This is a genomic window from Edwardsiella sp. A.80236, from assembly GCF_044540725.1.
In the GTDB taxonomy this organism is placed as follows: Bacteria; Pseudomonadota; Gammaproteobacteria; order Enterobacterales; family Enterobacteriaceae; genus Edwardsiella; species Edwardsiella tarda.
The window spans coordinates 20,802-33,188 of record NZ_JBIUCY010000009.1 but is presented as its reverse complement, the minus strand read 5'-3'; the positions used below and the strand labels follow the sequence as shown (position 1 = coordinate 33,188).

14 protein-coding genes are annotated in these 12,387 nt (G+C 59.5%); 10 read left to right on the top strand and 4 right to left on the bottom strand.

Features of this window, described 5'->3' with window-relative positions:
* Positions 1-513: 513 nt before the first annotated feature.
* On the top strand, positions 514-900 hold the full coding sequence (mdtJ, locus tag ACEQFP_RS09300; protein ID WP_035596771.1) for a multidrug/spermidine efflux SMR transporter subunit MdtJ: 387 nt from the start codon (positions 514-516) through the stop codon (positions 898-900).
* Positions 887-1,216 (top strand): multidrug/spermidine efflux SMR transporter subunit MdtI, encoded by a 330-nt coding sequence (gene mdtI / locus ACEQFP_RS09295; RefSeq protein WP_005284950.1) that lies wholly within the window; start codon positions 887-889, stop codon positions 1,214-1,216. The genes mdtJ and mdtI overlap by 14 nt, the downstream gene beginning before the upstream one ends.
* Before the next feature lie 85 nt (positions 1,217-1,301).
* On the opposite strand, the gene ACEQFP_RS09290 is transcribed toward mdtI, so the two are convergent.
* On the bottom strand, positions 1,302-1,646 hold the full coding sequence (locus ACEQFP_RS09290) for a RidA family protein (protein WP_005284952.1): 345 nt from the start codon (positions 1,644-1,646) through the stop codon (positions 1,302-1,304).
* A 179-nt stretch (positions 1,647-1,825) separates the two neighbouring features.
* On the opposite strand from ACEQFP_RS09290, the gene ACEQFP_RS09285 reads away from it, so the two are divergent.
* From ACEQFP_RS09285 to rnd, 5 genes are all read left to right on the top strand, one after another.
* Complete coding sequence (locus ACEQFP_RS09285) at positions 1,826-3,760, top strand: ATP-dependent DNA helicase (RefSeq protein WP_035605007.1); 1,935 nt, start codon at positions 1,826-1,828, stop codon at positions 3,758-3,760.
* 73 nt (positions 3,761-3,833) lie between these two features.
* Positions 3,834-4,535 carry a tRNA (adenosine(37)-N6)-threonylcarbamoyltransferase complex dimerization subunit type 1 TsaB gene (gene tsaB, locus ACEQFP_RS09280; RefSeq protein WP_035596777.1) on the top strand — a complete coding sequence of 234 codons (702 nt, stop codon included), beginning with the start codon at positions 3,834-3,836 and terminating at the stop codon, positions 4,533-4,535.
* A gap of 98 nt (positions 4,536-4,633) precedes the next feature.
* Complete coding sequence (locus ACEQFP_RS09275) at positions 4,634-5,245, top strand: Slp family lipoprotein (protein ID WP_005284963.1); 612 nt, start codon at positions 4,634-4,636, stop codon at positions 5,243-5,245.
* A gap of 308 nt (positions 5,246-5,553) precedes the next feature.
* Positions 5,554-7,233 carry a long-chain-fatty-acid--CoA ligase FadD gene (gene fadD, locus ACEQFP_RS09270; RefSeq protein ID WP_005293178.1) on the top strand — a complete coding sequence of 560 codons (1,680 nt, stop codon included), beginning with the start codon at positions 5,554-5,556 and terminating at the stop codon, positions 7,231-7,233.
* Positions 7,234-7,374: 141 nt separating this feature from the next.
* The gene (gene rnd / locus ACEQFP_RS09265; protein WP_035594887.1) at positions 7,375-8,490 is read left to right on the top strand and encodes a ribonuclease D; all 1,116 of its coding nucleotides are present in this window, start codon (positions 7,375-7,377) and stop codon (positions 8,488-8,490) included.
* A gap of 214 nt (positions 8,491-8,704) precedes the next feature.
* Here rnd and minE read toward each other — a convergent pair whose 3' ends face one another.
* Genes minE through minC form a run of 3 tightly spaced genes read right to left on the bottom strand, consistent with a single transcriptional unit; the run spans position 8,705 to position 10,491 of the window.
* A complete protein-coding gene (gene minE / locus ACEQFP_RS09260) occupies positions 8,705-8,974 on the bottom strand; it encodes a cell division topological specificity factor MinE (protein ID WP_005284974.1) in 270 nt (89 codons plus the stop codon).
* A 3-nt stretch (positions 8,975-8,977) separates the two neighbouring features.
* Complete coding sequence (gene minD, locus ACEQFP_RS09255) at positions 8,978-9,790, bottom strand: septum site-determining protein MinD (RefSeq protein WP_005284977.1); 813 nt, start codon at positions 9,788-9,790, stop codon at positions 8,978-8,980.
* A gap of 26 nt (positions 9,791-9,816) precedes the next feature.
* Entirely contained in the window at positions 9,817-10,491 is a 675-nt protein-coding gene (gene minC, locus ACEQFP_RS09250; protein ID WP_005284980.1) for a septum site-determining protein MinC, read from the bottom strand.
* A gap of 137 nt (positions 10,492-10,628) precedes the next feature.
* On the opposite strand from minC, the gene ACEQFP_RS09245 reads away from it, so the two are divergent.
* The 3 genes from ACEQFP_RS09245 to ACEQFP_RS09235 all read left to right on the top strand — a co-directional run bounded on the left by ACEQFP_RS09245 (position 10,629) and on the right by ACEQFP_RS09235 (position 12,265).
* Positions 10,629-10,907, top strand: coding sequence for a YcgL domain-containing protein (locus ACEQFP_RS09245; RefSeq protein WP_005284983.1), 279 nt, complete (start codon positions 10,629-10,631; stop codon positions 10,905-10,907).
* Between the two features lie 145 nt (positions 10,908-11,052).
* On the top strand, positions 11,053-11,709 hold the full coding sequence (locus tag ACEQFP_RS09240) for a fumarylacetoacetate hydrolase family protein (protein WP_005284985.1): 657 nt from the start codon (positions 11,053-11,055) through the stop codon (positions 11,707-11,709).
* 94 nt (positions 11,710-11,803) lie between these two features.
* Entirely contained in the window at positions 11,804-12,265 is a 462-nt protein-coding gene (locus ACEQFP_RS09235; RefSeq protein ID WP_005284988.1) for a YcgN family cysteine cluster protein, read from the top strand.
* The last annotated feature ends 122 nt before the right edge of the window (positions 12,266-12,387 follow it).

The window sequence follows — 12,387 nt, the reverse complement described above, 5'->3', positions numbered from 1 at the left end:
GCAGGAGAATAGGGCTATCCCCATGGGGTGGCCCTATTTTTTTAATCTGATAACTTATTTATTTTTGGCATTTTTTCCATGAAAAATACGGGAAAGGGCGGTTTGCTTAAATAAATTGCCTATGCTACAACTAATATAACGATGACTAACCGGAGGACACTGCACAAACCGTACAACCAGATTCAGGTACGGGGGAAGAGGGTAAACAACTATGAAAACGCATAATCGTTTGATGATCAAAACCTCTGCATATCTATTATTCATTTCTTGCACAATCGCCAGTCAGTACCACTGGTGTAGTGAGCTATAGCGTCATTCTCCATCGTCTGTTCGCCGCGTGTGTATCGCACCACGCCGGGTGACGGCATTAGGCTATCGGTTATTTATCTTCTGCATTCGCGGCGGACTCCGTGCGTGATGAATTTCTCTATCATCTTATTTATAAAAATAATTTTTTAGAACTTAAAGAAAAATATCGGCCTGATAACTAAAACTAAATTAATGGAGAATATTATGATTTATTGGATCTTTTTGGCTTGTGCCATCGCCGCCGAAATCATCGGCACCTTATCGATGAAGTGGGCCAGCGTCAGCGGCAGCATCGGCGGCAATATTGTGATGTTACTGATGGTGGCGATCTCCTATATTCTGCTGGCCTTCGCGGTTAAACGCGTGGCGCTGGGCGTCGCCTATGCCCTGTGGGAAGGGATCGGTATCCTGTTTATCACCCTGTTCAGCGTGCTGTGGTTCGGCGAGTCGATCTCCCCGCTCAAGCTTGCGGGGTTGGCGCTGTTGGTGGGTGGCATCATCTTGTTGAAGTCCGGCACGGTGAAACGTGGCTTGAGCGGTACGCGCCCGAACGCTGATGAGGCGGCGGGGAGGAAACATGTCACCGTTTGAATGGTTACACGCCGTCTGGCTGGGCGCGGCGGTGGTGCTGGAGATCGGTGCCAATATCCTGCTCAAGTGGTCCGATGGTTTTCGTCGCCCCTTGCCGGGAGTGCTCTCTCTGTTGGCGGTTCTGGCGGCCTTCGGCGCCTTGAGTCAAGCGGTGAAAGGGATCGAGCTGTCGGTGGCCTACGCCCTATGGGGAGGCTTCGGTATCGTGGCGACCATGGCGGCGGGATGGGTGTTGTTCGGTCAACGCTTGAACGTGAAGGGATGGTGCGGATTGGCGCTGTTGCTGGCCGGCATGGTGATGATCAAGCTGGCCTAGTGGCTATCTCGCGGCTGGCCGGCAGGGGGATGATCCCGCCGGCCTCGGCGCGAGCGCCAGGGTGGCCCATTCGCGGGCCCTCCGGTTAGCGGGCGGCGACGATCTTGATCTCGACCCGATACTGCGGGTGCATCAGTTTGGCCTGTACGGTACAGCGCACCGGCGCCTTGCCCGGCACCACCCAGGCGTCCCAGGCGGCATTCATGGCCTCGAAGTCCGCGCCATCGGCCAGGAAGATCGTGGCATCCAGGACGCGGCTCTTATCGCTGCCCAACTGGGCGAGCAGCATGTCGATGGCCGCCAGCGCATTGGCGGTCTGCGCCGTGGCGTCGGCCTCCAGATTCTCCGGCACACTGGTAAAATAGATGGTGTCGTTGAAGACGGTGGCATCCGACCAGCGTTTCTCCGGATTAATACGTTCGATAGACATTTCTCACCCTTCTCGTCATGTTGTTGGCGTGTCGCTAGTATACCCAAAATCGTCGCCAGCGGGCGATCTCCCGCCCGCGCATGCGTGCGTCTGTCAGATAATAAAGCCCCATGGCGATGGAGCTTGCGCCACGGAGTTGGCATAATCCCCCCACTATAATTCCCGAGATGAGAGATGCCGTGGCCGACGATTTTGCCCCCGATGGGCTATTAACCCAGAAAATACCCGGCTTCACCCCCCGCGAGGCGCAACGCCAGATGGCGCAGGCGGTCGCGGAGACGATCACCACCCAGGGACAATTGGTGGTGGAGGCGGGCACCGGAACCGGCAAGACCTTCGCCTACTTGGTGCCCGCGCTGCGTTGTGGCCAGAAGGTGATCATCTCGACCGGCTCCAAGGCATTGCAGGATCAGCTGTATAACCGTGACCTGCCGCTGATGAAGGCGGCGCTGGATTACCAGGGGGCGACGGCACTGCTTAAGGGGCGCGCCAACTATCTGTGCAGCGAGCGTCTGGAGCAACAGTCGTTGGCCGGGGGCGAGCTGGCCCCGGCGCTGTTGGCCGAGTTGATGCAGGTGCGCAGTTGGTCGATCCAGACCGAGGATGGCGACATCAGCCAGTGCCACGGTGTGGCGGAGGAGAGCGCGGTCTGGCCGTTAGTGACCAGCAATAACGACAACTGTCTGGGCGGTGACTGCCCACACTACAAGGGCTGTTTCGTGGTCAAGGCGCGGCGGCGGGCGATGGAGGCGCAGGTGGTGGTGGTCAACCACCATCTGTTCCTGGCCGATCTGGTGGTCAAGGAGGGGGGCTTTGGCGAGCTGATCCCCGAGGCGCAGGTGACCATCTTCGACGAGGCGCACCAGGTGCCGGACATCGCCAGCCAATATTTCGGCCAGCAGCTCTCCAGCCGCCAACTGGTGGATCTGGCGCGCGACATCATCATGGCCTACCGTACCGAGCTGCGCGATGTCGCTCAGTTACAGAAGAGCGCCGATCTGCTGACGCAACGCAGTCTCGATCTGCGCATCGTGCTGGGCGATCCCGGCTTTCGCGGCAACCTGCGCGACATCCTGGCGCAGAACGAGGTGCGTCGCGCCCTGCTGTTGGTCGATGATGCCCTCGAGCTGTGCTACGACGTGATGAAGATGTCGCTGGGGCGTTCGGCGTTACTCGATGCCGCCTTCGAGCGGGCCACCCTCTACCGCAATCGGCTGAAACGGCTCTCCGATGTGAGCCAACCCGGCTACAGCTATTGGTACGAATGTACCCCGCGCCACTTCGTGCTGGCGTTGACGCCGCTGACGGTGGCGGAGAAGTTCCGCGAGGTGATACAAAGTAAACCCGGCGCCTGGATCTTCACCTCGGCCACCCTGGCGGTGGAGGAGGAGGTCGGTTACTTTAGCGAGCGCCTGGGATTGACGGCGGCGCGCAGCCTGCTGCTGCCCAGCCCGTTCGACTATGCCCATCAGGCCTTGTTGTGTGTTCCCCGTTTCCTGCCCTCGCCGAATCAGCCCGGTGGCGCCGTGCAATTGGCGCGTATGCTCAGCCCGCTGATTGAGGCCAACAACGGGCGTTGCTTCTTTCTCTGCACCTCCCACGCCATGATGCGCGATCTGGCCCAGGCGTTTCGTGCCAGTTTGACCTTGCCGGTGTTGGTGCAGGGGGAGAGCGGTAAGTCGCGCCTGCTGGCCGACTTTATCGCCGCCGGTAACGCCTTGCTGGTGGCGACGGGCAGCTTCTGGGAGGGGGTCGATGTGCGCGGTGACGCCCTCAGTTGCGTCATCATCGACAAGTTACCCTTCACCGCGCCGGACGATCCCTTGCTCAAGGCGCGCATGGAGGATTGCCGACTACGCGGCGGCGACCCCTTTAGCCAGGTGCAATTGCCCGATGCGGTGATCACCCTCAAGCAAGGGGTCGGGCGCCTGATCCGCGACAGCCGCGACCGCGGGGTGATCGTCATCTGCGATAATCGCCTGGTGATGCGCCCCTATGGCGAGGTGTTTCTGCGTAGCCTACCGCCAGCGCCGCGTACCCGCGATCTGGCGCGAGCCATCGACTTCCTGCGTGCCGCCCCGGCGGCGCAGGCCGAGGGCGCGACGGAGAATTGACAAATACAGCCTTAGGGGGCTGTGTTATCATTCTCCATATCAGTAACTCATTTATTTTCCTGCCGAGGTTGGCATGTCCACGCGAATTTTAGCGATTGATACCGCAACGGAAGCCTGTTCCGTTGCTCTGTGGAATAACGGCGAGAGCCTGGCGCAGTTCGAACTCTGCCCACGCGAGCACACGCAACGTATCCTGCCGATGGTGCAGCAGATCCTGGCCGAAGCCGGATTAACGCTGGCGCAGTTGGATGCGCTGGCCTTCGGCCGCGGCCCGGGCAGCTTTACCGGGGTGCGTATCGGGGTCGGCATCGCTCAGGGGTTGGCGTTGGGCGCCGATCTGCCGATGCTGGGCGTCTCCACGTTGGCGACCATGGCACAGGGCGCCTGGCGCGTCGGAGCGGCCGGTCAGGTGCTGAGCGCCATCGATGCGCGCATGGGCGAGGTCTACTGGGGCGAATACCGGCGCGATGTCGACGGTATTTGGCAGGGTGAGGACAGCGAGGCGGTACTCAGCCCGCAGCAAGCGGCCGCGCGTCTGGCCGCCTTGCAGGGCGAGTGGGCTACCGTCGGTACCGGCTGGCAGACCTATCCGGATATGGCGGCGGCCAGCGGCCTGTCGCTACGTGATGGGCAGATACGCTTACCGCATGCCGAGGATATGCTGCCGTTGGCGCTGCAAGCCTGGCAGGCGGGGGCGGCGCTGGCGGTCGAGCAGGCGCAACCGGTTTACCTGCGCAACGAGGTGACCTGGAAAAAGCTGCCGGGACGCGATTAAGCGACCAGGCGGCGGGAACCCGCCCGCGGGACGCGAGTCTAACTGGCTAGTCACGAGATCTGCCCGGCAGGTATGGGGCCGGGTTAACGGAGGGTGAGATGAGTCGGCGAATAATAAGGGCTATCGCGGCGGCGGGCGTCGTCGGATTAATGGGGCTGCTGGCTGGCTGCGTGAGTGTGCCGGAATCGGTGCGTGGTACCTCGCCGACGCCGCAGCAGAACTTCGTGGCGGTGCATAATGCGCCCGATCTGTATGTCGGCCAGGAGGCGCGTTTCGGCGGTATGGTGGTCAGCGTGACCAACAAGAAAGAGGCCAGCTACCTGGAGATCGCCGTGATGCCGCTGGATGACGCGGCGCGCCCGATCCTCGGTCAGGCGGCCCAGGGGCGCATCCTGGCCAAGAGCGTGAACTTCTTGGACCCGGTCAACTTTAATCACCAGTTAGTCACCGTGGTCGGCCCGCTGACGGGCAGCGTCGCGGGTAAGATCGGCCAGACGCCGTATACCTTCGTGACCCTGGATATCACCGGTTACCAGCGTTGGCAGGTCGATCAGCAGGTGATCATGCCACCGCAGCCGTTAGGCCTCGCGCCATGGGGCTATGATCCTTACTGGCGCGGCCCTTACTGGGGGCCAGGTTTCGGCCCTGGGTGGGGATGGGGTCCGCCGATGCCCGCACGCATCGAAAACGTGGTGGTCCCACAAGGCTGACCGCTCATGCGCTGCGCAAAGCGTGGCCAGCCGTGGATTAAAAGCGGGCAAACTGCCTCATCATGGGGAGATTTAGGTGCCATCGCGCCGCTTCGGGTATAAAATGGCGCGCTGCCGCGCAGGCGCCTCGTTTGCACGAGGTCGCGCGGCACTTAACAAAGCAACCCCGCCCTGCGGGGTTATTTGTTTTTAATGCCAGGAGGGCATATTCACGACGGCGATCGCACGCCACGGGTCGGCTCTCGCCGCCTCGCCACGGGCGACGATCGTCATCCCCTCACACAGATAAGAGACAAGGGAGAAGCACCTTGGAAAAGGTTTGGCTTAAACGCTATCCGGAGGATGTGCCGGCGGAGATCGATCCGGACCATTACGCGTCGTTGGTGGAGATGTTTGAACACGCCGTCGCGCGTTATGCGGATCAGCCTGCGTTCATCAATATGGGGCAGGTGATGACCTTCCGCAAGCTGGAGGAGCGCAGTCGCGCCTTTGCCGCCTACCTGCAAAACGGCCTCGGCTTGCAGAAGGGCGATCGCGTGGCGTTGATGATGCCCAACCTGTTGCAGTACCCCATCGCCTTGTTTGGCATCCTGCGCGCCGGGATGGTGGCGGTGAACGTCAACCCGTTGTATACCCCGCGCGAACTGGAGCATCAGCTGAACGACAGCGGTGCCAGCGCCATCGTCATCGTCTCCAACTTCGCCCACACCCTGGAGAAGGTGGTGTATTCGACTCAGGTGCGCCATGTGATCCTGACGCGCATGGGGGATCAGTTACCGGCGGCCAAGGGGACGCTGGTTAATTTCGTGGTCAAGTACATCAAGCGCCTGGTACCCAAATATAACCTGCCGGACGCCATCTCTTTCCGTCGGGTGTTGCAACGTGGGCGACGCATGCAGTACGTCAAGCCGGACATCGTCAACGACGATCTGGCCTTCCTGCAATATACCGGCGGTACCACGGGCGTCGCCAAGGGCGCGATGCTCACGCACCGTAACATGCAGGCCAATCTGGAGCAGGCCAAAGCGGCCTATGGGCCGTTACTGAAGCGCGGACAAGAGATGGTGGTGACGGCGCTGCCGCTGTACCACGTCTTCGCCCTGACGGTGAATTGTCTGCTGTTTATCGAGATGGGGGGGCGCAACCTACTGATCACCAACCCGCGTGACATTCCGGGCATGGTACGGGAGTTGAGTCGTTACCCCTTCACCGCGCTGACCGGCGTGAACACCCTTTTCAATGCCTTGCTGCACAACGAGGATTTTCGCGAGCTGGACTTCTCGTCGCTGCGGCTATCGGTCGGTGGTGGCATGCCGGTGCAGAAGGCGGTGGCCGAGCGTTGGGAAAAGCTGACCGGGCATCATTTACTGGAGGGCTACGGCCTGACGGAGTGTTCGCCGCTGGTGGCGGGTAACCCTTACGATCTAAAACGTTACAGTGGCAGCATCGGTTTGCCGGTGCCCTCGACCCAGGTCAGGCTGGTGGATGATGATGGCCGCGAGGTAGCCTTGGGCGAGGCGGGCGAGTTGCAGGTACGCGGCCCGCAGGTGATGCGGGGCTACTGGCAACGGCCAGAGGCGACGGATGAGATCATGCGTGACGGCTGGCTGGCGACCGGCGATGTCTGCACCATGGATGAACTCGGCTTCCTGCGTATCGTCGATCGCAAGAAAGACATGATCCTGGTCTCCGGCTTCAACGTCTATCCCAATGAGATCGAAGAGGTGGTGGCCATGCACGCCAAGGTGCTGGAATGTGCGGCCATCGGCGTACCGAGCGAAAGCTCCGGTGAGATGGTTAAGGTGTGCGTGGTCAAGCGTGATCCCAGCCTGACGCGCGATGAACTGGTGAGTCACTGCCGCCGTCATCTGACGGGCTATAAGGTGCCGAAACAGATCGTGTTCTATAACGAGCTGCCGAAGAGTAACGTGGGTAAAATCTTGCGCCGGGTACTGCGCGAGGAGCAGACAGCAGGTGACAAGCCGTAGCCTCGGCGCGTACTCTGTCAGCAGGCTTTTTGCCTCGGGCGCCGGCAGCAACGCCGGCGCACTGTTTTTGGCGCCGGCGGCGATGCTGGGCCACCCGACCGCGCCGGGCCGCGAGCCTGGCGCCTGAATGAGATTATTATGTTGAAGTATCAGTTAATTACATCGAACAGCGCGCTACAAGATGTCTGCGAGCGCGCCAGCGCGTTTCCCTATGTCGCGCTGGATACGGAGTTTGTCCGTACCCGCACCTACTATCCGCAGCTGGGATTAGTGCAGCTGTATGACGGTGAAACCCTGTCATTGATCGATCCGCTGCCGATCTCCGACTGGCAGCCGTTTGTCGATCTGCTGCGTAATCCGCAGGTCGTCAAACTGCTGCACGCCGGCAGCGAGGATCTGGAGGTCTTCCTGCATGATTTTCAGACCCTGCCTCAGCCGCTGATCGACACACAGATCCTGGCGGCTTTTACCGGGCGTCCGCTCTCCAGCGGCTTTGCCGCCATGGTCAACGCCTATCTGGGCGTCGAGTTGGACAAGAGCGAGTCACGGACCGATTGGTTGGCTCGTCCGCTGAGCGAGCGCCAGTGCGACTACGCGGCGGCGGATGTGTATTATCTGTTGCCGATGGCGCATCAGCTGTTGGCCGAGGTGGAGGGCTGTGGTTGGCTACCGGCGGCGTTGGACGAGTGCCAGGCGCTGTGTCGCCGCCGTTCTGAGGTGGTCGATCCCCGCCAGGTCTACCGTGACATGACCAATGCCTGGCAGTTGCGCCCGCGGCAGCTGGCGTGTCTGCAACAGTTGGCGGAGTGGCGTCTGAACTTGGCGCGTAGCCGTGACATGGCGGTGAATTTCGTGGTGCGCGAAGAGAGCTTGTGGCAGGTGGCGCGCTACTTGCCTGGCTCGATGGGGGAGCTGAGCGAGTTGGGCGTCAGCGGCCCGGAGATCCGTTACCACGGCAAGGCGATGCTGGAGATTGTCGCACAGAGCGCGGCGTTGGCCGACGATCAGCTGCCGCCCATGGTCGAACGCTTGATCGACCACGCCGGTTATAAGCAGGCGTTTAAACACATTAAGGCGTTGGTGCAGCAGGTGGCGGAACAGCGAGGCTTAACGGCGGAACTGATCGCCTCACGCCGTCAGATCAACCAGTTACTTAGCGTACACTGGGGCTTGAAGGCGGAGCAGCCGGAGCTATTGAGCGGATGGCGCGGCCAGTTGCTGGCGGAAGGATTACACGCGCTGCTGCAAAAAATATAAGCGGGTATGGCGCAATAATAAAGGCAGCGTGACGCTGCCTTTATTGTCTGTGAGATAAAATCGATTGGCTCATTTTATCTATCAGACAATTCACCTCATTCGACAATAATCAGATTATTCCCGCCTCCCGGAGTAATAATAAACCAGGAACGCCTAATTATCTGTTTATTTATCCAGTCGTTCCCCCGAAAAATAAGGAAACGACGGGCCACGATCATTTAGCGGCTTCTTCACTCTCGGGCAAGGTGACATTCAGTTCCAATACTGAAATATCATCCCCTTTCTGTTCCAGTTGCACGCTGACCATTTCTGGATCGATCTGTACATACTTACAGATCACCGCTAACAAATCGCGTTTTAACTGCGGCAGATAGTGTGGTTCACTGTCGCCCCGGCGCCGCTCCGCGACGATGATTTGTAGCCGTTCCTTGGCGATATTGGCTGTCGTCTTTTTACGCGACAGGAAGAAATCAAGTAATGCCATCTCTTATCCCCCGAACAGGCGCTTCAGGAAGCCCTTCTTCTCTTCTTCAACAAAACGGAACTGGCGCTCTTCGCCCATCAGGCGCTCTACCGTATCACGGTAGGCCTGGCCCGCATCGGATTCGTTATCCAGGATCACCGGCTCCCCCTGGTTGGAGGCGCGCAGCACCGACGGACTCTCTGGGATCACCCCGACCAGCGGAATGCGCAGGATCTCCAGCACATCCTCCATGCTCAGCATGTCGCCACGGCTGACACGCCCGGGATTATAGCGGGTGAGTAGCAGATGTTCTTTGATCGGCTCATCGCCATTCTCCGCCCGGCGGGACTTGGAGGAGAGGATACCCAGGATACGATCGGAGTCGCGTACCGAGGAGACCTCCGGGTTAGTGGTGATGACTGCCTCATCGGCGAAGTAGAGCGCCATCAGCGCCCCGGTTTCGATCCCCGCCGGCGAATCGCAGATGATGAACTCAAAGTCCATCGCCTGCAGATCATTCAAGACCTTCTCTACCCCTTCACGGGTTAGCGCATCTTTGTCGCGCGTCTGCGAAGCGGGCAGGATGAACAGATTCTCGGTGCGCTTATCTTTGATCAGCGCCTGGTTCAGGGTGGCATCCCCCTGGATGACGTTGACGAAGTCATAGACGACGCGGCGCTCGCAGCCCATGATCAGATCGAGGTTACGCAGGCCAATGTCAAAGTCGATAACAACGGTTTTCTTGCCTTTCTGTGCCAGTCCGGTTGCGATGGCCGCGCTTGATGTAGTCTTGCCAACGCCCCCTTTACCCGATGTAACAACAATAATGCGTGCCATGAAAAATATCCTTTTTGGAGAAGGGCCTAGAATAAAGATTGAATGGTAAGGGTGCCGTCGCTCAGAGAGAGCCGGGCGGCCTGCCCGTAATAGTTTTCTGGGATCTGCTCACTCAGCCAGTACTGTCCGGCGATAGAGACCAACTCGGCCGCCAGATGGGTGCAAAAGATTTGGCTGGCACTATTGCCGCCCGCGCCGGCGAGCGCACGACCGCGCATCATGCCATAGACATGGATATTGCCGTCGGCGATAAGCTCGGCGCCCGCGCTGACATGGCTGGTGACGATGAGATCGCCGTTGCGTGCATAGATCTGTTGCCCCGAACGGACCGGTGTCGCGATGATCTTGGTCTGCGCGATGATGGGCGCGCTAGGCGGCACGATCTTCGGCGCATTCTTACCCTCGCTGAGTAGGGGTAATCCTGCCGCCAATACCGCCTGCTTTTGTGCCTCATCGCGGCAGCCGCTGACGCCGATAACATGCAGACCGGCGGCGCTAAACACGCGCAGCATTTCTCGCCATTCCACGCTGCCGTTTACATCAGTAATATTAATAACAACAGGCGCATTTTTCAAAAAAGCGGGCGCTTGCTCGACCTTGGCGATTAATGCCGGACGAATTACCTCTGGTTGAGAATTATGCAAATGAACAACCGAGAGTGTAAAACTGCTGCCTTTCAGTTCTATTGGCGCTTGTGACATCTATCCTGACTCAGCTCAGCAACTTGGGAAATCTCCGAAATAACCACGGGCTACGTGATATTCCGCTGTATCTAAGCATGTTATAGTCAGTGGTATATCTAGGCAAGTCGCCGTCAGAATTAAATAGAGTGGAAAAAATGCTTTGTGTGATCTACCGAAGCTCCAAGCGTGAGCAAACTTATCTGTATGTGGAAAAGAAAGACGATTTTTCCCGCGTGCCTGAGGATTTGTTGAAAAGCTTCGGCCGGCCGCAGTTGGCGATGGTGCTCAATCTGGCTAATCGTTCACGCCTGGCGGGCGCGGATATTGCGGCGGTGCGCGCGGCGCTGGCCGAGCAGGGCTATTACTTGCAACTGCCGCCGCCGCCGGAGGATCTGCTGAAGATGCATCGTCTGACGCAGGGGGGCGCCGCCTGAGGCGGGATCATATCGCCTAGGGTGTGAAGGCGGTCACGCTACACTCGGTGGCGGGCTTCCGTCTGCGCCAGGACACGATAGACTCAATGGTTGAGGTGAATCGGCCGTGCGTGACGGCGGCTATCAGCGAGCATGGAGGTGAAGGATGTATCAGCATCGTGATTGGCAGGGCGCCCTGCTGGAGTTACCGGTTAGCAAGGTCGTCTGTGTCGGCAATAATTACCGAGACCATATTCGCGAGATGGGCAGCCAGGTCGCGCCGCAGCCGGTGCTGTTTATCAAGCCGGAGAGCGCATTATGCGATCTGCGCCAGCCGATCGTCATTCCCCATGGCCTGGGTGAGGTGCATCATGAGGTCGAGCTGGCGGTCTTGATCGGCACGCCGTTGAGCAACGCCAGCGAGGATCGCGTGGCGCGGGCGATCGCCGGTTATGGCGTCGCGCTGGATCTTACCCTGCGTGACATCCAACGTGAATGCAAGCAGCACGGCTACCCCTGGGAGAAGGCCAAGGCGTTCGATGGGGCTTGCCCGATCTCCGGTTTCATCCCTGAAAACGAATTCGGCGACGCACAGAACGCCAACCTGACGTTGAGTGTCAATGGCGAGGCGCGTCAGGCGGGTAATACGCGTGATATGTTGACGCCCATCCTGCCGTTGATCAGTTACATGAGTCGCTTCTTTACCCTGCGTGCCGGCGACGTGGTCCTGACCGGTACACCCGCCGGCGTCGGCCCCCTGTGCTCCGGCGACATGCTGAGCATCGGTCTCAATCAGCGCTCGCTGACCACGCGAGTGATCTAGCTCGGCCCAGGGCGCTGGCACAAGTCGCTTGCATCCATCGCCCAAAGCGTCTATACAGTCCGCCTTTAACGGTATTGTTGCGGGTAGAGCAAAGATGAGTACGACGCCCTTTTGGCAGGAAAAGACGCTGGAACAGATGAGTGATGCCGAGTGGGAGGCGCTATGCGATGGCTGCGGCCAATGCTGCCTGCACAAGCTACAAGATGAAGATACCGATGAGATTTACTTCACGAATGTGGCCTGTAACCTACTCAACATCAAGACCTGCCAGTGCCGCCACTATGAGCGGCGTTTCGAGTATGAAGAGGATTGCATCAAGCTGACGCGGGACAACCTGCCGACCTTCGAATGGTTGCCGCCGACCTGTGCCTACCGCCTGCTTAACGAAGGGGGGACGTTACCCGCCTGGCACCCGTTACGCACCGGCTCGAAGTCGGCGATGCATGCCGCGCGTATCTCGGTGCGCTATATCGCGGTGCGCGAGAGTGAGGTCAGCGACTGGGAAGAACACATCATGCGTCGGCCTTTGTGGCAGCAGGATGAGCACGCCGAGTAACTTCATCGCGTGATGCGGAGTCGGTGGGTGATCCGCCCACGGGCTAAAGCGGTTGTCCTCACCCGGTCAGCTTTGTATGATGATTTGACGCGTATCGGCACCGCCGATGCGTGGCACCCATC

Coding starts and splice junctions, on each gene's coding strand:
- ACEQFP_RS09235 (WP_005284988.1), top strand. CDS start 11,804: ATGAGTACGACGCCCTTTTGGCAGGAAAAGACGCTGGAACAGATGAGT.
- ACEQFP_RS09290 (WP_005284952.1), bottom strand. CDS start 1,646: ATGTCTATCGAACGTATTAATCCGGAGAAACGCTGGTCGGATGCCACC.
- tsaB (WP_035596777.1), top strand. CDS start 3,834: ATGTCCACGCGAATTTTAGCGATTGATACCGCAACGGAAGCCTGTTCC.
- ACEQFP_RS09245 (WP_005284983.1), top strand. CDS start 10,629: ATGCTTTGTGTGATCTACCGAAGCTCCAAGCGTGAGCAAACTTATCTG.
- minE (WP_005284974.1), bottom strand. CDS start 8,974: ATGGCATTACTTGATTTCTTCCTGTCGCGTAAAAAGACGACAGCCAAT.
- ACEQFP_RS09275 (WP_005284963.1), top strand. CDS start 4,634: ATGAGTCGGCGAATAATAAGGGCTATCGCGGCGGCGGGCGTCGTCGGA.
- ACEQFP_RS09240 (WP_005284985.1), top strand. CDS start 11,053: ATGTATCAGCATCGTGATTGGCAGGGCGCCCTGCTGGAGTTACCGGTT.
- mdtI (WP_005284950.1), top strand. CDS start 887: ATGTCACCGTTTGAATGGTTACACGCCGTCTGGCTGGGCGCGGCGGTG.
- minD (WP_005284977.1), bottom strand. CDS start 9,790: ATGGCACGCATTATTGTTGTTACATCGGGTAAAGGGGGCGTTGGCAAG.
- mdtJ (WP_035596771.1), top strand. CDS start 514: ATGATTTATTGGATCTTTTTGGCTTGTGCCATCGCCGCCGAAATCATC.
- minC (WP_005284980.1), bottom strand. CDS start 10,491: ATGTCACAAGCGCCAATAGAACTGAAAGGCAGCAGTTTTACACTCTCG.